The following is a 25302-nucleotide window of genomic DNA, read 5'->3' as shown; positions in this document are numbered from 1 at the left end:
TCTACACCATCATCTTTGCAAAATCATCAAAAATACTGATTGCATCGAGGCTTCCTGGTGACCCCTCAGCATTGAAGGCAGTTGCAATCAACTTGTTCTTCTTATTGCTAAAGCCTGCAAGCAACTCACTATGTAAATCATAGTATGCCCGTTCCATTTCAAGTTGGACGCTATTAGGCAAAATAAGCCGGTCAATGTTCATTGCTACCTGCCAAATTTGATTTGAATTCTGTTCAATTACCGGATAGTTGATTCCATTGTATACTTCAGGTAAACTCACGATTTCCAAGTTGAGGTAGTCACTAAGGGCTAAGAATCCCAGGCCAATCCCCCATATCGGATATTGCTTGTAGAAGGCATCAAAAATAGGCTTGAGGTCATTTCTAAGTTCCTCAACTTTGCCGGGGCCCCCAGAAATTATGATTCCTTCAGGCCGCAAGTTTTGGATATCAGGAACAGAAACGTTATAAGGTAATACAGTGGCATTGATTTTTCGAAGCGACAATTCCCGTAACATCGAGTGTTTTAGCCCTAAGTCAATAACTGCTACAGTCTTACCTACGTTGGGTACTGCGTATGGATTTTTAGTTGAAACAGTTGCTGACCTATTTTTGGGTAAAACAAGGGCCTTGATCTGGTCAAAGGCATGCTCATCATTAGTATCCATGATTGAAGCCTTGATTACCCTGTTTTCAGCCAGACAGTGCACTAAGGCTCGCGTATCGACATTATAAATAGCTGGGATCTGTTTCTCTTTTAAAAAAGAATCGAGGTCTTGAAAGTTGTCACTATCTGAAATATTTCGGGCTACGTCGTTGGCAATAATACCCTTGACCGTGGGAGTGATGCTTTCATAATCAATAGCGTTAATACCATTGCCACCAATCATTGGGGTGGTGAAAACCAAAATCTTGCCCGCATTGGTTGGATCAGTCAGAGCCTCCTGGTAACCAAAATTACCAGTCTGCACTGCTAGTTCACCAGTGGAAATAATCGTTGAACCTAGACCTTCACCGGGAAATGAACTGCCGTCTTCAAGAATCAAATATCGTTTCATTGCGTCACTTTTTCCCTCTTAATTCAGCCAACCTTTGCTCAAAAATGGCCGGTGGAGCAAAGGAAAATTCGCACCACTCGCCTGTTTGCGGGTGGGTAAAGCCCAAAACTTGGGCATGCAAAAACTGACCATGTCCTTTCAAGGTTCGGTGTGGGCCATATAAGGGGTCGCCTGCAACGGGGTGGCCAATATAGGCCAGGTGAACCCTTATTTGGTGGGTACGGCCAGTTTCCAACTGGCAGGAAATCAAGCTATAGCCAGTGAATTGTTCTAAAACGGTAAAATGTGTAACTGCATTTTTACCATTCTCAACAACCGCCATTTTTTGCCGGTTATAGTGGTCCCGCCCAATTGGTGCGTCAATGATGCCAGACTCCTCAGTAAAATTGCCGTGCACAATAGCCAAATACTGCCTCTTATTAGTTTTGTGGGCCAACTGATATTCTAAGCTAGTGCGAGCCTGGGACGTTTTGGCAACCATTAATAAGCCAGACGTGTCCTTGTCAATACGGTGCACTATTCCGGGGCGAAAGCCTTCGGGGCTATCGGCCAGATCCTGTGTGTGATATAAGAGACCATTAACCAGGGTGTGGTCAGGGTGTCCTGCAGCCGGATGGACCACCATGCCTTGGGGTTTGTTAACCACGATAACATCCTTGTCTTCATAGACAATATCAAGGGGGATGTCTTCCGGGCTAAGGGCTAAGTGCTTGAGTGCTGGTACCACAATAGAAATGTGGTCATTTTTTTGCACTTGGTATGAGACCTTAATCTTTTTACCATTGACCAAAATATTGTGGTCTTGAATCAGTTCTTTAATGCGTGTACGTGACAATGAAGTGATTTGACTAGCAATAATCTTGTCTAGTCTGCCTTCTTCATCATTGACAACGAGTTCATATTTAGTCATTTTTTTCACTTTCATCAAGAAGAAGCACATATATAAAGACCATGATGATGCCGACTGTGATCGCTGAATCTGCAATATTAAAAATATTGAAGTGAATAAAGTCCACTTGAATCATATCAACCACATACTTAAGGTGGATGCGGTCTAATAAGTTGCCAATAATTCCGCCTAAGACTAGGGCTAAGCCGAAACTAAATAGTTTGCTGGGCTTCTTCTGCTTGAACAGGTAGTATAGGCACACTAAAATAGCCACGGCACTGATAATATAGAAGAGCCCCATTTGACCGGTGAGAATATTCCAAGCTGCCCCGTTATTTTGAACATATGTAAACGAAAACAGGTGTGGAATAATCTGATGCACCTCACCCAGTTCGTAATTATGAACAATAAAGCTTTTGAGTACTTGGTCTGCCAGCACAATTACTAGGGAAACAAGTAAGTATAAAATTTGCATATTTAAAGTTTAAAATAAACCGCTAATCTTTCCGTTATTGTCAATATCAATGTCAAGTGCTGCTGGATGCTTAGGCAGGCCCGGCATGTCTAAAACATGACCGGTTGTAATCACGATAAAGCCAGCGCCGTTTTTCAGAGTTGCCCCCTTAACGTGCAAGGTAAAGTCGGTTGGTGCACCTAACTGTTTCTGGTTGTCCGTAAACGAATACTGAGTTTTGGCAATAATAACGGGCAGCTTGTCCTTTCCCATCTTTGCTAATTCACGAATATCCTCTTCTGCTTTGGCAGAATATTCAATTTCGCTGGCATGATATATTTTCCGGGCAATCTTTTCAATCTTGTCTTTGACGGAATCTTGCTCTTGGTATACAGGAGTGAGGTTGGCTTGGTTTGAATTGGCCAGGTCAACTACGGCCTGGGCTGCCCTAATTCCGCCCTTAGAACCTTGCTCGTGGTAGTCCACGACTGCAACGTCAATTCCTTGTTCCTTGATTAGTTCTTGCAAAAGATCAAGTTCCTTGGTCGTATCAGTCACAAAGTGGTTAATCAAGACAATTACAGGGACACCATAGTTGCGCATGTTGTTCATGTGACGCTCAAGATTTTTAAAACCCGTGCGTAAAGCAGCGAGATTTTCTTGGTCAAGGTGGTCGGTTGTACCTTCCGCCTGGTACTTGAGAGCTCGAACAGTAGCAACGACTATGCTGGCATCAGGTTTACGTTCCAAGTGCTTGGAGACAAAGTCCATAAACTTTTGACCACCAAGATCACTACCAAAACCGGCCTCGGTTAACACATAGTCTCCTAGGTGCAGGGCCAAGTTGGTAGCCATTACAGAGTTAGCGCCATGAGCAATATTAGCAAAGGGTCCGCCGTGAACTAAAGCTGGCGTATGCTCAATTGTCTGTACTAAGTTAGGCTTAAGTGCATTGGCAAGCAAGGTAGCAATTGCCCCTTCAAAGCCCAAATCCTTAACGAAAACAGGCTGATTGTCCTTTGTGTAGCCGACTAGCATTAAGCCAATCCGCTTCTTCAGGTCAGCAATATCGTTAGCCAGACATAAAATAGCCATTAGTTCATTGGCAACCGTAATTGCAAAACTTGACTTGTGTTCTATGCCGTTGAATTTAGAACCTTGACCGATAGTAATGTTACGCAGGCTGCGGTCATTGACATCAATACCGTGCTTTAGCAAGATGCGGTCTGGGTCCAGTCCCACTTCATTTCCTTGGTAAATGTAGTTATCTACTAGGGCAGCCAATGTATCAATTGCTGCAGTTAAGGCGTGCATGTCGCCAGTAAAGTGAAGGTTGATGTCCTCCATCGGGATTACTTGTGCTTTTCCACCACCAGTAGCACCACCCTTCAGGCCAAAGACTGGTCCCATTGATGGCTCTCGCAGTGCAATCACTGTTTTTTGATGCAGCTGGTTGTTAATTGCGTCCCCGAGACCAATTGTCATCGTGGATTTCCCTTCCCCAGCCGGAGTTGGTGAAATCGAAGTCACTAAAATCAGTTTGCCTAAATGCTTGTTGGACCGGATCGACTTAATCGCCGGCCAGTTGATTTTAGCCTTGTCATTGCCATAAGGTTCAAGATCTTTTGCACTCAAACCAACCTTGGCTGCTATTTCGTTAATGGGTAATGCGTGTGCCTCTTGTGCAATTTGAATATCTGTTTTCATTACGCATGCTTCTTTCCGTATAAATCTAAACTATCATTTTGACCGTTTGCCTTTTCATTTTAGAATTTAGGTGCCACCCTTTCTTAATTACAATATCTAAGGTCAATTATAACAAAGTTTTGCATGGATTAACTCTTTCTTGATTAGGGAAAGCAAAGAAAAAGGCCCGTTCAAGCAGCTATGCTATGGGTCTTGGCGATAATTATTTTTGCTAGCAAATTTAAGATTCTAATCTAAGTTCTCCAGGACTATGCCTTACGGCTTTACAATTCTTAGCAAGTAGTATTGCTCTGGTTCACTTCCCTGTACCTTGAATATTTTGCACCAATGCCATTGATATAAAAGCCGCGGCGCATGGTTAATGGTGGTTCTGCCTTTGAAAGGCAATTTTAAATTATTCGAGTCCCAGTAGGAATTCAAAAAGGTATAAGCCAAAAGCAGGAAGAAGATCAAGCCACAGCCAACTGCTGTCCAGTTAAAATTGCTAGTACTCTCGTAAGCCAAAATCAAGCTAATAAAAAAGATAATGGCCAACCAGCTGAAGTAAGTTAGGCCAACGCGTCCTAGAACAATAAAGTGTTTTTTTTTCATTGCAGTTCTCCTCTAATAGTTGATTTTCACCGCTAAGTTGCTGTGGTTGCTAGTATCGTACAGTGTCTTGAGATAATTAGAAAAGTTAGGATGCTCAGCCACAAGCGTTTGATATTCTTCAGACGCATATAGCTGGTCAAGGGCAGCCTTAGAAATATGGTTATGACCAGTAAAATAGTTATAATTCATCTCAATGAACAACTGGTTGACTTTTTTGAGCAGGGGCGAATCACTGTCTTTGGTATTTGAGTTGCCCGCAAGATTGCGCAATTGAATCTCTTTCAAATATTGATGAAAGTGGGTCAACGTATAATTCTGCTCTTGGATACCTGTTAGGTAGGGGCTCATGTCAAAGGTATGCCGTTCATATGCAAGCATATTAGGTCCGACGTGGACTACACCGTAAGCCTGGTCATATGAACAAAAACTTGAAGTGACAATTTCAGTAGTCGGCGTATGGTCTTGGGGGCCGGCAATATTTTGGGCATGGATATGGCCGGAAAAAGCGACCTTGACATTATATTTTTGGCACAATTGCCGGATAATTGTGGCATTATTCAAGACAAAGCCGCGGCTGACTGCAGGGTTGTGGACATACAAGTTGTGGTGCAAAAACATAAGCGGCTGCAAGTGCGCTTGTCGTGCATATTCAAGCTGCTGCTTAAGCCAAACGATTTGGTCTTCGCTTATCTCACCTGCCGTAGTTGGAGTACTCAACACCTCTCTTTTTGCATAGATATTGGAATCCAGCAGCAAGAACAAGTACTGGGAATTAAGCTGGACACTATAAGCTAGTGAATGAGGATCTTTTTGTAATGCTAAATCATATGACTGTTTAAAGGTTTCTTGCCAATTTTGGGGACTAATTTGCTGGGTGTACAGCTGGTCATTACCCTTGAAGGCGCGAGCCCACCCGTCAAAAATATCGTGGTTGCCTGGCAGCACTAATAACTTGGTATCTGTCAAGCTGGCAAATATTTTCTGAAACTTCTGGGCTGAAACCAGTTCGCCGTTAAAAGTGAGGTCTCCGGTAACGATAAGGGCTGCTGGCTTTTTCTCGTTTACCAGCCGGCAAAAGGCACTGAGGGCTGGTTCTTGGTATGCCAAGTCCTTGCCCTGACTCGTATTTTGTATTTGCCTAAATGCAGCCCCATTATCATGAAGACTATCAGCAATCAGGTGGGTGTCGGTGATTATCCAGAATTCCGCATTTGCCTTACTGGTAATCATTTTTTCTTTCCTGCCCAGTACTGGTAGAAGTCAACCCGCAAGTTGCCGTTAAATAGCTTGCGTTTCTTCGTTGCCCTTTTGCCAAAGCACTCTTCAAAATTAGGGTCACCAACTAGGTAGTACTGACTAAAATCATCGTACTTTAACAAAGCTTGTCCCATTTGCTGATAGAGTTCTTCAGCAGATTTTCTGTCTTTGAGCCGTTTGCCATATGGCGGGTTGGCAATGATCACACCATTTTTCAGGTCTGTAGCAAAATCCTTAACTGCCACTTGCTTAAAGTAAATATCTTGCAAAACGCCAGCATTATTAGCGTTCAACTTGGCAATTTCCAAAATTGATTGGTCTAAATCACAGGCCCAGATTGGCTGCTCTAATGGTACAACCTTGCTTTTAGCCTCTTTGAGGGCCTCTTTATGCAAGTCGGAATTGAACCAGTCAAAGTTATCAAAGGCAAATTCCCGCCAGCTGCCCGGCGCGATATTTTTGCCAATCAGTGCAGCTTCAATGGCTAAAGTTCCTGAACCAGTCATGGGATCAATTAGTGGGTGAGTGCCATTATAGGGGGTTAACTTGATGAGACTGGCGGCAAAGTTTTCCTTTAAAGGTGCCCCGCCATGCTCAATGCGGTAGCCCCGCTTAAACAGACTAGCCCCGCTTGTATCCAGAGAAATACGGGCTACATCTTTGTAAATATGAATATCTAAAGGATACAAGCTGCCACTTTCTGGTAAGAAGCCCCGGCGATGGTACTGGTCCGACATTTTATTCACAATAGCTTTTTTGACAATTGATTGGATGCCTGGTTCAGAGTGGAGCTTGGAACGGACTGAGCGGCCTTGAACGGGAAACTTGGCATCAACTGGCAGGAGTTCTGCCCAATCCAGGTCATAAACCTGGTCGTAAAGAGTTTCAAAGTCAATAGCCTTAAACTCCTTGAGCAGGATTTTAACTCGATCGGCTGTTCTTAACCACAAGTTTGTTTTGACGATGTCTTCTTGCGTGCCAGTGAAAAAGACACGGCCATTTTCAGTGCGTGTTTCATAGCCTAGGGCCTGCAATTCTTTGGCTACGACGCTTTCAAAGCCGGCTCCCATGGTCGTGTAAAGTTGGTATGATTTCATTTTTAACTCTTTCATTTTCTAAAAAAGCGTTGAGCCCTATGAAAAGCTCAACGCTGCCTGTGCAAAATTCTATAAGCCACGTTCTGTTCGGGTGATCTTGGCAAAATCACCTTTAGCAGCCATCTATCTTTGCTAGTAATAGCAATCTCACCTTTAGTTCATTTCCATAGGTTGAGACGCCCCCACCAAATTTGGGTTGCACGCTCGCAGGGTTTACCTCGTTCCACCAGCAACGTTTCCGCTGCTGCTTCGTCACTGTGGCACTTTTCAGAATATTCATGCATATCCCTTTAGGACTTAGCACTTTTTTCGCCGTAATTCAAAAATTCTTTAGCTTATTGGGCTAAATACGAACACTACCAGCATCTCAGCTCGTGCGTGCGTGGACTTTCCTCAGCCTGGTTCAAGACCAAACCGCGACTGCTCGAAATTTGCACCATTAACGATTATACCAAAGCTTACTGCTTTTGTAACCCATAAACTCGCTGTTCAAGGTTGTAGACCTTGCGCTCAAGCGTAGATATGCGCTGTATAATGGCCATATTCGTAGAACTTTCGCTCTTCAGAGCCGAGTCTTGGGTCATACTTGCAAGAGAATCATGTTGATCTGGCGCGTATGTTTTAACCGCTTTTGCGCTATCAACAGGAACGATCTTTTTGGTTCTTTGCATCTGGACAGTTTCTTCATGGTGCTGGCTGTCCATTAATTCGCCTTGCAGCTTTCCAATCTGCCCGTATAAATCTTCAATAATCTGTTCGAACGTATCGTAATCAGTAATTACTTTATCTAAGAAGGCATCTACTTCAGCTGGGTCAAGCCCCTTGACTTTTGTTTTGAATTGTTTTTTTAAAATATCCTCTGTGGATAATTGGACATCATTTAGGTCCGCCATCATAACGTCAACTCCTTTACCAATCTCCCCTATTTTAGCAAAAAGAAGCCCCGCTTAAAACAGAAAAAGTAACTTTAGGAAAAGATTTATAATTATTCACCAAATTCATCCCCTTGACTGGATTGGTATTCCTCGGCTGCATCTTGCAGATCATAAAAATCAATTAATTCTAAAGGATAGTCCTTGTTTTCTTGGTATTTTCTGATTAAATCATAGTCAAACTTAGGTTTGCCTGGGCTTTCCGTATCATAAATCATCAGGGCCTGGTCCGTGTGCAGCAGCATAAAGTTTTGGTAATTGCGCAGCTGCACGGGACTTTGATAGGGCTGGTTAGATGTTGCAGCAAAAAAATCGACTTGGCTTTTCAGCCGTAGGAATTTTTCCTGGTTAGTCTCGTTCCACCTATGGGCAAATTCCTCATAGGGAATAATGATAGAAACACGCAAGGGGTATCTCTTGCGCAAGTCAAGTGCTACCTCACTAGCCCACTGTTCTACGCCCAAGTTGGCTCCGGTAATGACCCAGTCGAGTTGCCCACTTTCTAGTAAAACAGTCATTCGTTTTTCCAGTTCGTACTTGATGACTTTGATTTTGGGATCCTTGTCGCCAAAGGTATTTAATTCGTAATTGCGGTATCCGGTAATCCAAAGACGTTGCATAGTGAAAGAGATGGCTCCTTGTTCAAAAACTTTTCCTTTATTGCTATAATGCTAGCAGGAGTGAAATTGATGGTCAAATATCCAAGCGGCAGTTCTGCTGCCTTTCGTAAATTTGCTAAGGAACCCGAAGCTGATAAAAAACGCCACCACCGCAAGGATGTTAGCTTTTCTGACCGCGGCATGACCCTTGAGCAGATGATTAATGAATCAAATAAATATTATCGGGTAAAGGAAATTGCTGTTGTGCACAAGAAGCCGACCCCTATCCAAATTGTGAAAGTTGACTATCCTAAACGGTCTAAAGCCGTAATTAAGGAGGCCTACTTTCGCCAAGAGTCAACAACAGACTATAATGGCGTATATCAGGGCTATTACCTCGACTTTGAAGCTAAGGAAACCAAAAACAAAACCAACTTTCCGCTAAAGAATTTTCATGAGCACCAAATTGTTCACCTAGCAGAATGCTTGAAGCAAAAAGGAATATGCTTTACAATTATTGGCTTTACCAGCTTGAACCGGTACTTTGTCAGTCCAGCCAGTGCTATTATCAAGGCATGGTGGACTAAAGGCAAAAGTTCGATCACGCTGAAAGAAGTGGAAGAATGGTCAATTGAGATCCCTAACGGATTTCAGCCTACCCTGCCGTACTTGAAAGCAGTGGATCAATTTATTGCAGATAGGAATTAGACAATGGCGAATAAAGAACAAAAATCACGACAAAATTATCGGAAAAACTTGCCTAAACCCTTGTGGCGGCGTGTAGTAAAATGGCTATTTTTGGCTGTTTTTTTGTTGCTGCTATCAGGTGTTGGTCTGTTTGCATACTACGCCAAAGATGCACCCAGCATTAGTCGCGCCGAACTTGAAAGTGGTGGGTCAACGGGCTTCTATACCACTAGTGGCAAGTTCATAATGGCACTTGGGTCTGGCAAGCGAATTTATGTTAAGGATAGCCCGGACTTGCAGCTGTTAAAGGATGCAGTTGTTTCAGTTGAAGACAAGCGCTTTTATCAGGATAACTTGGGAATTGATCCTATTAGAATTCTCGCTTCGATGCTGACCAATGCCAAGAGCAAGAGTATTTCCGCCGGTGGTTCAACCATTACGCAGCAGCTGGTTAAATTGACGGTCTTTTCAACTGATGCAAGTCAGCGAACACTTAGGCGCAAGGCCCAGGAAGCCTGGCTTGCAATGCGTATTCAACGCGAGTATTCGCGTGATGAGATCCTGGAATTTTATATTAACAAGGTCTACATGAACTATGGCAATTACGGAATTGGGACTGCGGCCGATTATTATTATGGTGAGAAAATCAGTGAACTAAGTCTGGCTCAGACTGCCCTTCTTGCTGGGATGCCCAACCGCCCGACAGCATATAACCCATATACTTACCCTAAATATGCCAAGTACAGGCGCAATATTGTCTTGAAGGCCATGCTGGACAACAAAAAAATCACGCGGGCCCAATACGATCAAGCCAAAAAGGAAAGCGTTAAAAAGGGACTCAAGCGACACAACCAAAGAAAGCAATCCAACTTGCGCCGAATAAATGATCCCTATATCAAAGAGGCTATCTCTGAGGTTAAGGACAAGGGCTTTGACCCATACCGCGACAACTTGAAAATCACGCTCAATATTGACCAAAAAGCACAAAACAAGCTATATGAGCTAGCTAATAACGGTCAAGTACCGTTTACGAATGAACAGATGCAAATTGGAGCTACAGTTGTTGATCCAACAAATGGGCACGTGGTAGCTATTTTAGGCGGCCGCCACCTTCCCTCTTCTGTCCAGCTGGGTCTTGACCGGGCTGTCCAAACGAGCCGGTCTACAGGTTCATCTATCAAGCCAGTTTTAGACTATGCACCAGCAATTGAATATTTAAACTGGTCCACGGCCAAGATGCTCGATGATAGCAAGTATGTATACCCAGGCACCAATGTCCAGCTTTATGACTGGGACAACAAGTATGAAGGAATGATGAACATGCGTCATGCCTTGGAGCAGTCACGCAACGTCCCTGCTGTTAAAACGCTGCATGAGGTTGGCGTCAAGCGGGCTGCAAAGTTTGCCGGTAAAGTTGGCATCAATGTTCCCAAAGATTCTGGTCTTTCAGTTGCAATTGGTGCTCAGGCTTCAAGCCTGCAGATGGCTGGTGCATTCAGTGCCTTTGCCACGATGGGGGTATACCATAAACCGCAGTTTGTCTCTAAGATTGAAACACCTGATGGTCTAACTAGAAACTACGATTCTGCAGGCATCCGTGTGATGAGTCAATCAACGGCATACATGATTACGGATATGCTCAAGGGGGTCATTAAGCGCGGATCTGGAACAAATGCTCAAATTAGTGGCCTTTACCAGGCAGGCAAGACGGGCTCAGTCAAGTACTCAGACCAAGACCTGGCCCGTTATCCAGGCTATGCTTCTACGCCAAAGGATTCTTGGTTTGTTGGCTATACGCAAAGTTATGCTATCGGCATTTGGACTGGTTACGATAACCTAAAGGACGGAACCATTTCGGGGATTGGTCAACAATCGGCTCAACTCTTTTATAAGAACATGATGGCATACTTGATGCGCAACAAGGAAAATGTTGACTGGCAAAAACCAAATTCAGTTATTAGAACAAGAATTGCGCGCAATTCTAATCCGCCGGAAGTGTCTTCAACGGGTGAATGGCAGTTGTTCGTCCGTGGCCATGCCCCAGCGGGAATTGTTGATGACAATAGCGATTATGATGAAAATGACCGCTGGTCAAATGGCAGTTCAAATGCAGTTAATAATGCACCTGGCAGTCGGTCTACTTCTACCCACCAAAAAGGCGAGGGCAATAAAGACAGTGCTAAAAACCAGGATGCCAAAGACAAAGACAAGGGCCAACCAGGCGACCCAACTGACAGTACTGAAAAACCCAATGCAAACAGTGGCGAAAACAAGCATGATTCAGGCGGTACTAGTGGACAAAATAATGACTCCTCTGGCAGCAAACAAGATCATTAAGATTATATAAAAGAGCCCTAGCTTATATCCAAGCTAGGGCCCTTTTTGCTTATGATTGTCTGCTTTTACCAAGATAAGTGCCTTCTGTTTTAAAATTTTAATTTAAAGCATGCGCAAGACTTGGGCGTCCACAAGCCTTGCTTTTAGATGAATTTTTGCAGCTTGACCAAAAGCCAAATGCTCCCATGAACATGAGAGCATTTAGGAGTATCGCGTCTCCACCGTTATTCTTTTAATTATCTTAATAAAATATTCCACCTAGCTAGTGCTTGTCCGAGGGGTCTTGATGATCAGGAGAAAGCAGCTTATCATCTATACGGCGATCGCTTTGAATAGCTAACTGCTCGATATAGAAGAATTAGTGGTATTGCTGCCACCTGCAGTCTAGACTTGGAGCAAAAAATGCTAAAGCTGCTGGAAACGCTTTACAAAAGTTGATTATATCACAACAATTATATATTTTTCGGTAAATTGGATACATTAATTAGTAATAGTCCTGAAAACAAACAGACCATAGCTGCAAAAGCTGTGGTCTGTTTGTACCCGATAAATACAGAAAATTTTATTTCTGCTTCAAGTAGGTGTATGGATCTTCCTTGTCTCGTGCTGTCATTGAATAGCGACCAAATAGGATCATTGCATGGTGGGTGTGGATCCATTCTTCAGGCGGCAAAATTTCTTCCAATCTTTTTTCGATCTGTAATGGCTTAGCATTTTGTGGCACAATATGGAAGCGCTTGGAAATACGTGCAACATGAGTATCAACAGCAATTGCGGGAATACCATAGCCATCGGCCAAAACTACATTGGCCGTCTTTTCGCCTACACCAGGCAGAGTAACCAATATTTTCTTATCTGGCGGGATTTCACCATGGTATTTGTTGACTAATATTTCAGCGGTTGCTTTCAAGTGCTTGGCTTTCGAATGATAAAGGCCAATTTGGGCAATGTGGTCTTCAATCTCCTTAATTGATGCTGCGGCCAATTCTTGAGGTCCTGGATAGTCTGCGATAAAGCCTGGCATGATCCTGTTTACCATCTTATCTGTAGTTTGGGCACTCATTAAAACAGCACACAACAAATGAAACTTGTTGTCCCACACAAGTTCGCTTTTAGCATCAGGGTACATCTGGTTAATCGTTCTTAGCACTTTTCGTGCTGCCTTGGTACTCAATAGTTTTTCTTCGGGCATTTTACCGGTTCCTTTGCAAAAACTTTTGGACTTCGCCACTTGTTGTTAGGTTATGGCGCTGCCAATTTAGTAGGATACGATCTACATATTTCAAGCTGTATGCCTGGGCTAAGACCGCTTCTCGCAGGGCTAACTTGATCAATTCTGGGCGATAATGGTCCACATTAAGCCAAGAGGCTACTTCTTCACGCTCAATCGGGCTAAGATAGCGGCCAAACTCAATTTCAAATTGGCGCAATAGCTGGTTTAGCGGACTGTTGTCAAGCTCACTGCTTGCTGAATTATCTGTACTTGTTGAACTTGTCTCAGGGTGCACATTTTTGGCCAAGAGTTTATCTAGCTCAGAATAGAGTTGGTCCAGATTGTAGCTATTGCCAATCCTCCCCTGGATATCAGTTACCTGGTCAATTTTAAGATACTTGCGCTCAATCAAGTTTTGAATCAAGCTCGCCACCTCGATAGCTGACCAGTTCGTATTGGCAGCTACTTGTTCATTGGAAGGAAAATGTTCTCCAGCTTGTGCATATGCCTCAAGCTGAATAATTAAAACCACTTCAGCGTCACTGAGCTTGAGCTGCGGATAATAAGCCAGCAGGCCATTTGATAAAGTTGTAAAGCCTAAAGCACGGTAGTCATTGTAGTGCACAGTATTCTCCCCTTTAAAAAAAGTTGAACTAAGTACTTAGTTCAACTTTTTAATCTGTTTTGCCTGGGTCTTATGGTTTAACCCGGTTAATCATCCTTGGAAATGGGATGGCTTCGCGAACATGGTCAAGTTGGCAGACCCAAGCAATCACGCGCTCAAAGCCCATGCCAAAGCCGGAATGCGGTACGCTGCCGTATTTGCGTAGGTCCATGTACCAGCTATAGTCATCGATGTTCAGGCCAGCTGCTTCAATTTGTTGTTTCAAGGTCTCATAGTCGCTTTCACGTTCTGATCCGCCCATGATTTCCCCGTATCCTTCAGGTGCCAGCACATCAGCACAAAGATATTCCTTGGGATTATCTGGGTTTTTCTTCATGTAAAAGGGTTTAATTGCAGTTGGATAGTTGACGATGAAGAACGGCCGGTCAAATTGCTCGGAAATAAAGGCCTCATCCGGAGCGCCAAAATCATCGCCCCACTTGAAGTCGCGTCCATCTTCTTGCAGCATCTTAACGGCGTCATCATATGACAAACGAACATAGTTGCCTTGAGCGGCTGGGGCCAGCTTTTGCGGGTCACGACCTAATAGCTCTAATTCATACTGGCAATTATCCAATACCTGCTTAACTACATAGGACAAGAACCGCTCCTGAAGATCAAGAGACTCATCTTGGTGCATCCAAGCCATTTCAGGCTCCATCATCCAAAATTCGGTTAGGTGCCGTCTCGTTTTAGATTCTTCAGCTCTAAAAGTTGGCCCAAAAGTAAAGATTTTGCCAAATGCTTCAGCGCCTACTTCACCATATAATTGACCGGATTGAGACAGGTATGCGTCGCCTCCAAAATATTCGGTATGGAACAACTCAGTCGTACCTTCAGGTGCGGAATGCATAAAAATCGGCGCGTCAAATTTTACAAAGCCTTCGCCTTCAAAAAAGTCTACCGTGGCCTTATAAATAATATTTCTAATGCGCATAATAGCAAAAGGACGACGACTTCTCAGCCACAAGTGGCGGTGATCAAGCAAAAACTCAATGCCATGTTCCTTGTTGCCAATTGGGTATCCTTCATTATTAGTTACTAGCTCCAAGTCCGAAACTTGAATTTCATAGCCAAAGTGAGACCGTTCATCCTTATGGACTGTCCCCGTGATATAGAAACTAGCTTCTTGGTGCAGAGTCTTGGCATTTTCAAAAATGGTGTCGGAAACATCGTTTTTGCGCACAATTCCCTGGAAAAAGGCAGTTCCGTCACGAAGCTGCAAGAAAACTATTTTACCACTTGACCGCTTGTCAGTTAACCAAACATGCATTTTGACTTCTTGGTCAACGTGCTTAGAGCAATCCTCAATTGAAATTAATTCTGTCATATTTTTTGTACCACTTCCCATATTGTATCAAATCAATGATACCAAAAAAAAATCTAATTAGCGACCTCATATTGATTTTCCATTTTTAAAATCATATAGCTGATAGTAAAAGTTGCCAACGACGTCTTTAGAAGCAACTTCCCATACCGGGCCCTTCTTGTACCAGCCCAAGTTAACCTTAACCACCTGTCGGTCCGGACTTTTAGCTGTAAATTGCCGCCTGACTTGGGTCTCGCTCACACCTTGACTGGCTAAAAACAAGTGTCCCCGTTTACTTCCAGGCAGGTAAACAAAGTAATAACGGGTATGGTCCTTAGCTTGTCCTGCTAAAGCATAACTATTGACCCCGCGGTCCAAGTGGTAGTTTTTAGTAATGTGCTTAATTGGTGTTTTTTGGACAGCTATATTGTTCAACGACCGAGTCTCGCTGCGTACTGGATTGCTGGCCTTGTAAAAAACAGCTAGGGTTGCCAAATACAGCACTACTATTGCTATAAGCAACCAGGCCAGGAATTTTAATGTCTGGCGCGTATCATCTTTTATCATAATTATTCAACTTGCTTCGTAATTCTTTTAAAGTAATCTTTTTGGCTTTTACCGGGATTGCATCTAGGAATACTTTACCATACTCCCTGGTCCAGATGCGCGAATCCAAGAGTAAAAATTGCCCCTGATCGTTTTCGCCCCGGATTAAGCGCCCCATTCCCTGCCGGAAGCGAATAATCGCCCGCGGCATGGTATCGGCATTAAAGACATTAATCCCTTGATCTTGCAGCTGCTTTTGCCGCAATTTAACTTCTGGCTGGTCTGGCGACTCAAAGGGCAGCTTGGCTGCAATCACCAAGTCAACGCTGCACTCGTGAAAGTCAATCCCCTCCCAGAAGCTGTCAGCACCTAGAATAAGTGCTTTTTTGGCAATGGCAAAACGCTTGGTAATGCGGGTATTGGACCCGGAAACGCCCTGGGCTAAAATCTCAAAGTCACGTAAACTTGGAGAGTTCAAGATCATCCTAAAGACGTCCCGAATTTTTTCTAAGTTAGTCATTAATACTAAGACGTGGTCCTTTTGACTTAGGTCATTTTCCAAGATCTGGGCCAGAATTTTATCGTAGCGAGGACTGTTGCTGTCCGGCAGGTCTTTTACTGCTAAAACTTTCAAGTGCTTATCCAGCTTGAAGGTACTGCTTCCAATATACTCTTGCGGTTCTAGGTCTGTTAACGCAAGTTGCTTTACCGTGAAGGCAAAATCTTTTTCACTTGTCAATGTGGCGCTCACAAAGGAAATATGGTCGAAGCGGTCATATATTTGCTTTAATTCGCTAGTAGCGTCGAGCATCGTCCAGCTTAAGTTGGCACTTAAGGGATCTTGCGGGTCTGTTAAAGTGACAATAAAGCCAACCTGCTCCATGCTGGTCTTCTTGTGCAAGAGGTCAGACAACTGGTAGCCCTTGCTGATGTAGAAGTCTAACCGGTCAATCTGTTCGGTTAAATCACCCATAAAGGCATCACGGTCAACACTGGAATTATCAGTCTCATTATCAAGTTTAAACAAAATCTGGTTTGTTTGTTGACGCACATCTTCTAGTTTGCGTTGAAAGACAGTAAGCTTGGACCTGAACTTTCCCTTTTGGGGAAATAAGGCAGCGGCTTGAAAACTAAGCAGCATATTGCCGTTAGGCAGCATGTTTTGTCCTAATGCTTGCTTTCGCTTTGAACTGAGCAAACGCTGCAGCTGGTTAAGCATATGAATCAATTCTAAAATCGCTGGGTTCAGCTTTTCTAGTAAAAAATTAAACTGCACATCATTGCCATACTGGCTAAATACACTGTCATCGGCGTAATATAGCAAGTTGCGCAAGTGATTAAGAACGCCCCAAAGGGATTCAAACTGGAAGGAATCATTGCGCGAATTGATGACGTTGTCCACGAAGCGGTGGGCCTCATCGATCACTAAGTAAGGGTTTTGTCCCCAGATCATGTCATTATAATGATTGGCTAAAAAGGCATGGTTAGTAATCAAAATATCTGCCTGCTCTTGTCGTTGTCGGGCCAGATTCCAAAAATCGACATCGGCAAAGTTGCTGGCAACTCGTGCATCCCCAGGATGACTAATTTGGGTAAACAAAGGCGCACGATAAGTGGTCAGCTGCAATTCATCCAGGTCTCCCGTCCGGGTTTCGGTCAACCAGACTAAGATCCGCATCTGCAAAATCAACGTCATCTTGTTGCTGGTCCCCTGGTAGAGACTATGGTAGAAGCCATCCAAGTCAAGGTAGTGGCTGCTCGACTTAACCACCTCTGCACTTAAATCCAGGCCAGTAACCTGCAGCAACTGGGGCACTTCCTGCCTAATAATTTGATTTTGTAAAATCTTGGTTGGCGTTGCCACTACTAATTTACGGTTTGTATAGAGCCGGTAGGCATAGGCAAACAAGTAGGAGAAGGTCTTGCCCGTGCCGTTAGGGGCTTCAATTAAGAGTGCTCGCTGTGAAGGCTGGCCAATGAAGTCATTGATCCGGTTAATCAAGTCAACTTGAGGCTGGCGGTAATTGATCTTGCCCTTAAAGAGTTTGCGCTTGGCCTGGTTTGATTTCACAAAACCAACACTGGGACTAGTATGCTCTTTTCCTACTTTGGTCGGCTGCTTTTGCAGGACCAGATTGCGCACTTGTCGGTAGTCCTTATTCAAGGGCCGCTTTTGCTTGCGCAAATCATCCGCAATGGTGGTAAAAATCCATGAGGTGTCACGGGTTAACCCATGCCCTAGGGAGCTGAGGGTATTAAGCGTTGCTTGGGGCAAGGTATGCAACTTTCGAATAACTTTCAGCAGCAATTCTGCCGTCCCATAGGCATCTGAGTCGGCCTTGTGGGGGTTGAGATGCTTAATTTCCAGTTGATTGGTTAGGTCACTCAGCTTGTATGAAGGTTGGGTTGGGAAGGCTATCTTAGCTAATTCAACCGTATCAATTGCACGGTTGGTTAAAGCTTCATACCCGTTTTGCATTAGCTCATAGTTTAAAAATGGCAGGTCAAAGTTAACATTGTGGGCAACAAAAACGGCCCCCTTCAATATTTTAATGATTTGCGGGGCAAAATGGGCAAAGTCTTCATGCTTGGCCACGTCGCTATTATGGATATGGGTCAAGTTTTGAACCGCCAATGGAATGTCTCGATGGGGATTAATCATAAACGAGTATGTCTTGACCACTTGCAGGTTTTTAATGATAGCGCAGCCGAATTGGATAATGTGGTTATTGTCTTCGCGCTGGGTACCCGTGGTTTCTAGGTCAACGACAGCGAAAGTTTCCTTAGCGAAAGTGTTCATTTTTCCTCCTTTCTTTTAATTAACTTCTACCACACGTTTGGCATTAAGCAGGATCAAGTACTTGTGCGTGACGGACTGCTTGGAAAAATATTCAAGGGCCCGTTCATATAAGCGCAACTGGCCAGTATAACGCTGCTTGATTTTAGCAACTGCCTGGTCCAGGTGATCCAGGTCAACATGGTCTGTTTTGTAGTCAAATAGTATTATGCCATTCTTTTTAATAAAATAGCCATCAATTGTACCGTGAATCAAAATTTTAGCACTGGGATCACTAAAGTTGGCAAATAAGAGATTGGCTGGAAGCAGACTAGAAAAGTCGACTTCGCGTTTCAAGTTTTGTGGCTGCTGCCAAAAATCACGGGCAAAAGTACTATGAACAAACCAATCAATTTGGTCCATGTTTAAACTAGGCACAATATCAGGATTAAGTTTGTGATGCTTGACTAGATCCTGAATTTCTTCTTCAAGCTGGTCTGCATCACCTCTGCCCTGGTAGTCATAATACTGCAAGAGCAAGTGCATCGCTGTTCCAATTTCGGCACCAGTAAACTTGCTCTCAAAGAGAAAGTCGGGTTTGGTATCAATCGGTTGCAGGTAACGGTTGGTTGAAGTCAACAGGTGGGCGTTTTCCAATTCAGCTTCAAGTGGATCATTGAAGGCCTTCTTGATTTCAGACACAGACTGGTAGGCTGTTGTTTGACTAGCATCCTTAAAGGCATAGTGGAAGTCATAAAGCTCCTGGGCCTTCTTGGTCAGTAAGGCAAAATCTGCTTGCTCTGGGGCTTGCTCTTTTTTAGCTGTAGGAGCAGCAATGTCTTCTCCCTGGTAGCGGATAAACAGCAAATCTTCAGCCTCGTCAAGCGCCCGGGTCACATCCCCCATCTGCTGACTTATGTGCTGGTCAAATTTGATGGTTGGACCGATAAAACTCATTGGGCTGGTAGCAGCTAATTTATCATTTAGGGGCATTTGGCCTTTCCGGTTTAATTTTCGCTTCCAGGACTCCATGCTCTTAGGCAGATTTTTTAAATCAGCAACCAAAAGCAATTTTTGCCGGGCTCGGGTCATGCCCACATACATTATGCGTGCTTCTTCTTCCAACATTTGCTTTTTCTTTTCAATATTATCCACGGCCTTGAGCAAGGTGTCTGCGCGGTAATGGTCGCACTTGAGCGTTAATCCGACATTGTCAGAATTAATCAGGTAGTTGCCACTCAAGTCACGGGTTTGAAACCGGTGCTGCATTCCCAAGTAAAATACTATTGGAAATTCTAGCCCCTTTGATCCGTGTACAGTCATCAGACGGACTGAGTTGCCCGCCTCCTTGCTCAGAAGTGGCTGGGCCAGGTCCTTTTGACTGCGGCGCATCCGTTCAATGAAGTTGATAAACTGGTAAAGCCCCTTAAAGCCCGCACTTTCATAAGAATTAGCACGCTCATAAAGCGCCTCAAGGTTGACCCGGCGCTGTTTTCCATTGGGCAGTGCGGTCATTATTTCCAGTATGCTGGTGCGTTCATAGATACTCCAAATTAATTCTGAAATACGATGCGTTGTAGCGAACTGGCGCAAGTCTTCCAGCTGGTTTAGAAAGTCTTTAACCTTTTGGGCAACTTGGTCATGCACTGCGACATATGCTGCTAGTGCACTGTAAAAGCTGGTTTTTTTGCTGTGAATTCTGATTTTAGCCAGGTCACTTTCAGTCAAGTTGAACAAGGGTGACCGCAAAACAGCCACCAAGGGAATATCCTGGTCCGGGTTATCAATTATGCGCAGGTAGTTCATCATGACTGTCAATTCCAGAGTCTGAAAGTAGTTCTTGGCATCTGTTACCAGCAGGGGCAGATCATTTTTGGCAAATTCTTGCATAATTGCTAGGTTGTCACTGCGGCTCCGAGTTAAGATGGCAATGTCACTGTAGTTAAAAGGTCTCTTAGAGCCAGTGTGGGCGTCATAAACCTCTAAGTGCTCATTTTTGAACTGCTTGATTCGGTTGATTACCATCGCAATTTCAGTAGAATCAACCTCTTGTGCTTCATCTGGACTTGATTTTTCCTCTTGGTCTTGCTCATGGTAAATAAACTCAGTCGCATGAGCAAGTTGGTCAGGATAATAGTTTGCTCCTAGAACCAGCTGCCCTTCTTGGGCGTAGTCAATGCCGCCAAAGTCAGGCGTGAGGATACTGGAGAAAACTTGATTGACCAGCTTGATAACTGGGTTAGTAGACCGAAAATTGGCTGACAAGAGGATGCGTTCAGAGCCAGTGTTTTCTTTTTGGGCCGTTTCTTGGTACTTCTGCAAAAACAAACTTGGATCAGCTTGCCGGAAGCCATAGATTGACTGCTTGACATCGCCAACCATAAAGAGGTTGTTTTGGCCTGATTTCTTGACCAACTGGAGGATCTTTTCCTGCAAGGCATTAATGTCTTGGTATTCATCCACCATGATTTCAGTAAACTTGTCCTGGTAAAATGACCGCGCCATCTGGGAAGTCGAAGTGTCTTGGCTGAGAATTTGGTAGGCCAACTGCTCCATGTCGCTATAGTCGAGCAGGTTTTCTGCCCTCTTGAATTGGTCGAAGCGGTCAATCAAGGCCAGTTCAGCGCTAGTAATGGCCTTCATGATTTGCTGGGCTCGCTGCAGGAGTCCCACTTGTTCTTGTTCATTGCTGGCATAAAAAGAAGTGAAGGAAGTAAAGACTTGTTCAGCCGCTTCCTCTTTAAGGTCATGACATTCTTGGTAAAAGTCTAGAATATCTTCGTCCCATTTGGCAGATTTACGCATGGTGCCAGCAAAAACGCAACTGCGTAAGTTTTCCCGCTGCTCGTCATAATCAGCATCGGTTTCTAGGCTTTTGAGGTAAGTGGCTAGTGATTGGGCAAAGAGGGCTATCATCTTTTGCACCTTGGCCAATTCTTTGGTCTCCATCATGGGACCTTCTAAGAGGCGGTTTGCTTTTGCTTGGAGATCAGCAAAGGTGGTCTTTAAGTACGGCTTGATCTTTTCCTGCCAAATTGCAGAAGGAACTAGCTCTGCACCAACTTCATACTTGGAGGCCAGACCCTTAAGCCAGTTGCGGTAATCGGGCTTGGCCATCGCATAATCGTATAGGTCAAGCAACAAATCCTGGGCTGTTTCAGCGTCCCGATCACCAGCAAAGTTATTGTAAAAGGCAATAAAGCCTTCATCTTGGTCTTCTAGAAATTCGCTTTCAACTTCGTGCAAGGCGCGTTCACGCATCAATTCAGCCTGGGTTTCATCAGTTAGGATGCTAAAGCTAGGATCGAGGTCGATTACGTAGTAAAAGCGGTGAATAACATCCAGACAAAAGGCATCAATGGTTGAGATGTTGGCCGCATCTACCAAGTTGAGCTGCCGGCGCAGGTAGTGTGGATTGCGCGCATGAGTCAATTCTGCCTGCAAGACCTTCTTGATCCGGTCCTTCATTTCCTGGGCCGCGGCCTTGGTAAAAGTTACCACTAGCAAGTGGTCAACGTCGGTTCCAGCCATAATTTCCTCTAGCAAGCGCTGCACCAAGACTGTAGTCTTGCCACTACCTGCAGATGCAGAAACCAAAACGTCCAGGCCACGGTCATTAACCGCTTTTTCTTGTTCCTTCGTAAACCGGGGCATCATTAATCGCCTTCTCCTAGTTTTTCTTTAATCCGGTCCAGTAATTCTTTCTTAGTCAGGCTGCTGATTTGGTGGTACTTGTTCTCCTTGAGCATTGCATCAAAGAAGAAAATATCGCGGTAGTCAGAGTATGACAAGGCACTAATGCTCTTGCCGTAGCGGTACGGGTTAAGTTGGACCTTGCCTGACAAAATCTGGCTAGAAGCCTCCCTAATCAACTCTTCGTCATATTTAAGCAGCAGCTTTAGCTCCTCATCACTAAAGGCATTGCCGCGAAAGCTTAAGTTGCCATCTTTCTTGGTGTTGACTCCTGCATACAAGTTGGAAGCAGTGCTATGTTGGAGCTGGGGTTCAGCCTCCAACATTAAAAGTTGATCATTGTTGATCACTCCCGTGTACTTCAAGCGCCCTTGTCCATCTAAATTGGCTTGTTTAATCTCTAAATTGGAGTTGTACAGGTCCTTGCTATTCAGACGTTCGGTCTGCCTGGTGACAGTTTGATAGAATGCTCCAAGGAGGTCCAGCTTCTTCTTACCAGCAAAGAATTGCTGGTTATGGGCAAGAACGTCAAGATATGAAACCATTTGCAAGGCAATCCCATTATAAAAAAGGCCGAGGTTGAATTTTTGGGCAGAAGACTTATAGTCAATTACTTGACCCAAAATCCCCTTTTGGTCAGATTTAGTGGCCAAGTCGACCCGGTCCATTTTGCCGCGCAGGTTCACGTAATGGCTGCCTTCAAGCTTAGGCAGGCTTAAGTCAATGCCCTTGACATCTTCTCCGAGTCCAAAGCTCAGCTCTGAATACTTAGCCCGCAAAGGCGTGTTTTGAACAGACCGCTTCCAATTTGAGGCCACTTTAGAAGTAGTGTGATCAAGACACTTGAATAGGAACTGGTTAAAGGGATCGTTGAGCAGCTGCTGGTACTTGGCCTCGTCTTGCATTGTTGATCGCACCTCTTCAAGAAGCTTAGACAAGGCGGCATCATCAATATCTGCTAAATCAAGAGACCGTTTGTTTAGTTCCTTAACTAAACGGTCAAAAGTCTCATGGAAGTAGTTGCCTGCTTGGATCACGTCTAATTCGTTTTCAAAGCGGCGGTGCAAGTGCAAGCCATAATTCAAAAAGTATTCGTACGAATTTTCATAAAAAGTCTCCAGCTGGGAGACAGATGAACTCAAGTTAGGCCCGTATAGTTCCTGTGCCAGGTATGGACCAATGTCTTGGGGCTCATTGACAAAGTGACTGGCTGCCAGCACTGCAGCCGTTTTTTGCGGTAAGTGGCTGCGCGTCAACTCAAGCAAGTCATCAACATTTGCCCCTTCTTCAGTGCGACTAAGGTAAGTCAAATAGCCCAGACTCGCTTCTGGATTAGTTAAGAAGCCCAGCAAGTCCTTCTTGGCAGCGGGCAGGTTGTGCTGGTTAAATTCAGGCGCTCCTGCTTGCTTGAAATGGTTATAGTACAGCGAGGGTTCAATTGCTTCATTATCAACTGTGGTTACTGGATAGCTTAGGTAAACCCTGTCTTCTGCCAGTGCTAAGGAAAGCCCAAACTGGTAGCCTTGATCCAGGTTGGATAGCTGCTGGTGGTCTTCGATGTACGAATCTTCACCAAAGTTTGCACTCATCTTTTCCAAGTTTTCTGTGCTCAAAAAGCCAGGTGTGGTGTCGATTTGCGGCAGACTGGTACTGCTTGCTCCCATGATGAAGACCTGCTTGTAGCCACTAACTTGAGTAATACCTAATTCAGACAGGTTGACCGCATCCATCGTAGATGGGATTTGCGCAAAGGCTGCTTCTTTAAAGCCATTAATAAGAACAGCAAAAAATTGCTCGCTGTCAAAAGTGTCGGGGTTAATCAACAAATAATCATGAAGCAAGGTGATGAGCAGGTCCCAGACCTGCTCAGACTGGCGCGCTTGTTGCAAGTCACCTGCTTCTTGTGCAGTTGAGCGCCACTTTTCCAGGCTAGCAGATACGCCATTACGCGTTAGAAAATTGAAAAAAAGCGTGATGGCCTTTTGGGGGTCGGTTTCCTTACTCATGGCAGCCAATAAACGTGAAATTTGCTTGACGAAATAATCCTTGAGTTTGTTGATTTTAGCTACCTCAGCTGGTATTTGGTCAAGTCGGATCAAATCAGCAGCAACAAAGGTAGCAAGGTCCCGCTTCCAGAGATTATGGTTAATGCCATGGGCCAACACAAAATTTTCCAACTCATCAACATCGTGAATATAGGAAGATTCCTCCTGATACCAGTTAGGGATTATGAGACGGGTCTTCATCACAGCCAGCATGTTTGCGGATTGGAGAGGTTTGGTTAAAAGTTGGGCAATATTCTCAATGAGGATTACTAGCGGATGGTACTTCATCTCCTGCTGCAAGTCATTGAAAAAAGGAATATGATTTTGCCGGAAAATAGGCGTTAAATAAGTCTCGTATTCATGCAAGTTGGGTGCCAAGACTAAAAAATCACGGTAGCGGTAGTTACTGAGGGCTACCTGCTGGTAAATTGTCCGCGCCACAAAATAAGCTTCAGCGTAGCGGTTGTCTGCACGCACAAGCTGCACTTGCTTGAGGTCAACGGCATCAGTGACCATTCCTGTCCAAAATTCATTCAGCCGCTCACGGTCAGTCAAAAGTGCTGGAAGTGGCATACTGGCAACTTGGTACTTGAGATTGCGCTTTTGCATAAAGTCGACCAATTGGCCAATCGTTTTTTGAATAACGTAGTCATAGTCGCCGGGTTCAGGATCAGGATTGATTTCGCCAATCTTGGTTTTAAAAGCCAGGGTAACGCTATGAGCATGCATCATTAGCAGCTTGATGGTCAGACACTCTTGCAGCGAAAAGTGAGAAAAGTCAGAAAAATAAAAATCGCTCTGTTGCAGGTCAGCTTTTGCCGCTAAGAACTCATTCAACTGGAGCTGCACTTCATTGGTTGTAGAAAATTTACCGGTAATTTCTGCAATAAAGGCATCGTAAATAACTTTGAGATCTGCCACCTTGTTCTTGGTTTCCAGGTCCATACTGCTTTCATCCAAGTCGCCAAGGTCGATGTTTCCTTCGCGTACTTGCAAAATGGTTTCATAAAGCTGCTTAACCAGACCTGGCGTAATACTTTTGAACAAATGCAAGTGGTCTTGGTTTTGCTCGATTATCTTGGCCAGCAGCATTGCCGCTGCCGCACTGTCAAGCTGGTTAGGCAGGCCATTTTCTACATCTTTTAGGAAAAACCAGGCTAGTCGGGAAAAAGACAGGACCTGCAGATTTTTAACTGCGGCTTCAGTATCTTTTTGACTGACTGCCAGTCTGTTTATTGCCCGTACTTCTGTGGTAAACTTAATGTGATTAGGGACAATGACGAAGGTTTCATGTTCAGGCAACTTTTGGTAGTTTGCAACTGCCTGCTCTAGAATTTTTTCTTGCAGGCGATCCGTCTGCCGGCCGACTAAAATCTTGATCATTTGTTCTCTTCTCCTCTGCTACATATTTTAGCATAGGACAACAATTTTTTGACAAACATTAAGGAT

Annotated in this window: 18 protein-coding genes and 1 other RNA gene; 2 read left to right on the top strand and 17 right to left on the bottom strand. The window is 44.2% G+C overall.

The window, feature by feature from the left end; genetic code table 11:
* Nucleotide 1: 1 nt before the first annotated feature.
* From AC2JF7_RS02835 to AC2JF7_RS02790, 10 genes are all read right to left on the bottom strand, one after another.
* On the bottom strand, nucleotides 2-1057 hold the full coding sequence (locus AC2JF7_RS02835) for a carbamoyl phosphate synthase small subunit (RefSeq protein WP_500726896.1): 1056 nt from the start codon (nucleotides 1055-1057) through the stop codon (nucleotides 2-4).
* A gap of 4 nt (nucleotides 1058-1061) precedes the next feature.
* Nucleotides 1062-1967 (bottom strand): RluA family pseudouridine synthase, encoded by a 906-nt coding sequence (locus tag AC2JF7_RS02830; RefSeq protein ID WP_500727130.1) that lies wholly within the window; start codon nucleotides 1965-1967, stop codon nucleotides 1062-1064.
* On the bottom strand, nucleotides 1960-2421 hold the full coding sequence (gene lspA / locus AC2JF7_RS02825; protein ID WP_500726894.1) for a signal peptidase II: 462 nt from the start codon (nucleotides 2419-2421) through the stop codon (nucleotides 1960-1962). Before lspA ends, AC2JF7_RS02830 begins: the two co-directional genes overlap by 8 nt.
* 9 nt (nucleotides 2422-2430) lie before the next feature.
* Complete coding sequence (locus tag AC2JF7_RS02820) at nucleotides 2431-4107, bottom strand: formate--tetrahydrofolate ligase (RefSeq protein WP_500726892.1); 1677 nt, start codon at nucleotides 4105-4107, stop codon at nucleotides 2431-2433.
* 255 nt (nucleotides 4108-4362) lie between these two features.
* On the bottom strand, nucleotides 4363-4698 hold the full coding sequence (locus tag AC2JF7_RS02815; protein WP_500726889.1) for an acyltransferase: 336 nt from the start codon (nucleotides 4696-4698) through the stop codon (nucleotides 4363-4365).
* 12 nt (nucleotides 4699-4710) lie between these two features.
* Nucleotides 4711-5928, bottom strand: a complete 1218-nt coding sequence (locus tag AC2JF7_RS02810) for a metallophosphoesterase family protein (protein ID WP_500726887.1) — start codon at nucleotides 5926-5928, stop codon at nucleotides 4711-4713.
* Nucleotides 5925-7052, bottom strand: coding sequence for a THUMP domain-containing class I SAM-dependent RNA methyltransferase (locus AC2JF7_RS02805; RefSeq protein WP_500726885.1), 1128 nt, complete (start codon nucleotides 7050-7052; stop codon nucleotides 5925-5927). Before AC2JF7_RS02805 ends, AC2JF7_RS02810 begins: the two co-directional genes overlap by 4 nt.
* Before the next feature lie 67 nt (nucleotides 7053-7119).
* Nucleotides 7120-7484, bottom strand: an RNA gene (gene rnpB / locus AC2JF7_RS02800) — RNase P RNA component class B.
* Between the two features lie 26 nt (nucleotides 7485-7510).
* Nucleotides 7511-7945, bottom strand: a complete 435-nt coding sequence (locus tag AC2JF7_RS02795) for a DivIVA domain-containing protein (protein WP_500727128.1) — start codon at nucleotides 7943-7945, stop codon at nucleotides 7511-7513.
* Between the two features lie 92 nt (nucleotides 7946-8037).
* A complete protein-coding gene (locus AC2JF7_RS02790; RefSeq protein WP_500726883.1) occupies nucleotides 8038-8604 on the bottom strand; it encodes an SLOG family protein in 567 nt (188 codons plus the stop codon).
* A gap of 69 nt (nucleotides 8605-8673) precedes the next feature.
* Between AC2JF7_RS02790 and recU the strand changes: the two genes are divergently transcribed.
* Both recU and AC2JF7_RS02780 read left to right on the top strand, forming a co-directional pair.
* Nucleotides 8674-9291 carry a Holliday junction resolvase RecU gene (gene recU, locus AC2JF7_RS02785; protein ID WP_500726881.1) on the top strand — a complete coding sequence of 206 codons (618 nt, stop codon included), beginning with the start codon at nucleotides 8674-8676 and terminating at the stop codon, nucleotides 9289-9291.
* Between the two features lie 3 nt (nucleotides 9292-9294).
* A complete protein-coding gene (locus AC2JF7_RS02780) occupies nucleotides 9295-11607 on the top strand; it encodes a transglycosylase domain-containing protein (RefSeq protein WP_500726879.1) in 2313 nt (770 codons plus the stop codon).
* Nucleotides 11608-12169: 562 nt separating this feature from the next.
* Here AC2JF7_RS02780 and nth read toward each other — a convergent pair.
* From nth to AC2JF7_RS02745, 7 genes are all read right to left on the bottom strand, one after another.
* The gene (gene nth / locus AC2JF7_RS02775; RefSeq protein ID WP_500726877.1) at nucleotides 12170-12799 is read right to left on the bottom strand and encodes an endonuclease III; all 630 of its coding nucleotides are present in this window, start codon (nucleotides 12797-12799) and stop codon (nucleotides 12170-12172) included.
* A 1-nt stretch (nucleotide 12800) separates the two neighbouring features.
* Complete coding sequence (locus AC2JF7_RS02770) at nucleotides 12801-13445, bottom strand: DnaD domain protein (protein WP_500726875.1); 645 nt, start codon at nucleotides 13443-13445, stop codon at nucleotides 12801-12803.
* Nucleotides 13446-13515: 70 nt separating this feature from the next.
* Complete coding sequence (asnS, locus tag AC2JF7_RS02765) at nucleotides 13516-14814, bottom strand: asparagine--tRNA ligase (protein WP_500726873.1); 1299 nt, start codon at nucleotides 14812-14814, stop codon at nucleotides 13516-13518.
* A 66-nt stretch (nucleotides 14815-14880) separates the two neighbouring features.
* Entirely contained in the window at nucleotides 14881-15297 is a 417-nt protein-coding gene (locus AC2JF7_RS02760) for a hypothetical protein (RefSeq protein WP_500726870.1), read from the bottom strand.
* 49 nt (nucleotides 15298-15346) lie between these two features.
* Nucleotides 15347-18139: a helicase C-terminal domain-containing protein gene (locus AC2JF7_RS02755; protein WP_500726868.1), complete on the bottom strand. Its 2793-nt coding sequence runs from the start codon at nucleotides 18137-18139 to the stop codon at nucleotides 15347-15349.
* Nucleotides 18140-18154: 15 nt separating this feature from the next.
* The gene (gene addA, locus AC2JF7_RS02750; protein WP_500727126.1) at nucleotides 18155-21769 is read right to left on the bottom strand and encodes a helicase-exonuclease AddAB subunit AddA; all 3615 of its coding nucleotides are present in this window, start codon (nucleotides 21767-21769) and stop codon (nucleotides 18155-18157) included.
* A gap of 2 nt (nucleotides 21770-21771) precedes the next feature.
* Complete coding sequence (locus AC2JF7_RS02745) at nucleotides 21772-25236, bottom strand: PD-(D/E)XK nuclease family protein (RefSeq protein ID WP_500726866.1); 3465 nt, start codon at nucleotides 25234-25236, stop codon at nucleotides 21772-21774.
* Between the last annotated feature and the right edge of the window lie 66 nt (nucleotides 25237-25302).

The organism is Lactobacillus sp. XV31L, assembly GCF_059900865.1.
Note: the sequence above shows the minus strand (reverse complement) of the source record. Positions and strands in the feature narration are given on the sequence as shown.

Coding starts and splice junctions, on each gene's coding strand:
- lspA (WP_500726894.1), bottom strand. CDS start 2,421: ATGCAAATTTTATACTTACTTGTTTCCCTAGTAATTGTGCTGGCAGAC.
- AC2JF7_RS02815 (WP_500726889.1), bottom strand. CDS start 4,698: ATGAAAAAAAAACACTTTATTGTTCTAGGACGCGTTGGCCTAACTTAC.
- AC2JF7_RS02830 (WP_500727130.1), bottom strand. CDS start 1,967: ATGACTAAATATGAACTCGTTGTCAATGATGAAGAAGGCAGACTAGAC.
- asnS (WP_500726873.1), bottom strand. CDS start 14,814: ATGACAGAATTAATTTCAATTGAGGATTGCTCTAAGCACGTTGACCAA.
- nth (WP_500726877.1), bottom strand. CDS start 12,799: ATGCCCGAAGAAAAACTATTGAGTACCAAGGCAGCACGAAAAGTGCTA.
- AC2JF7_RS02790 (WP_500726883.1), bottom strand. CDS start 8,604: ATGCAACGTCTTTGGATTACCGGATACCGCAATTACGAATTAAATACC.
- recU (WP_500726881.1), top strand. CDS start 8,674: ATGGTCAAATATCCAAGCGGCAGTTCTGCTGCCTTTCGTAAATTTGCT.
- AC2JF7_RS02835 (WP_500726896.1), bottom strand. CDS start 1,057: ATGAAACGATATTTGATTCTTGAAGACGGCAGTTCATTTCCCGGTGAA.
- AC2JF7_RS02795 (WP_500727128.1), bottom strand. CDS start 7,945: ATGGCGGACCTAAATGATGTCCAATTATCCACAGAGGATATTTTAAAA.
- AC2JF7_RS02805 (WP_500726885.1), bottom strand. CDS start 7,052: ATGAAATCATACCAACTTTACACGACCATGGGAGCCGGCTTTGAAAGC.
- AC2JF7_RS02755 (WP_500726868.1), bottom strand. CDS start 18,139: ATGAACACTTTCGCTAAGGAAACTTTCGCTGTCGTTGACCTAGAAACC.
- AC2JF7_RS02820 (WP_500726892.1), bottom strand. CDS start 4,107: ATGAAAACAGATATTCAAATTGCACAAGAGGCACACGCATTACCCATT.
- AC2JF7_RS02745 (WP_500726866.1), bottom strand. CDS start 25,236: ATGATCAAGATTTTAGTCGGCCGGCAGACGGATCGCCTGCAAGAAAAA.
- AC2JF7_RS02780 (WP_500726879.1), top strand. CDS start 9,295: ATGGCGAATAAAGAACAAAAATCACGACAAAATTATCGGAAAAACTTG.
- AC2JF7_RS02810 (WP_500726887.1), bottom strand. CDS start 5,928: ATGATTACCAGTAAGGCAAATGCGGAATTCTGGATAATCACCGACACC.
- addA (WP_500727126.1), bottom strand. CDS start 21,769: ATGCCCCGGTTTACGAAGGAACAAGAAAAAGCGGTTAATGACCGTGGC.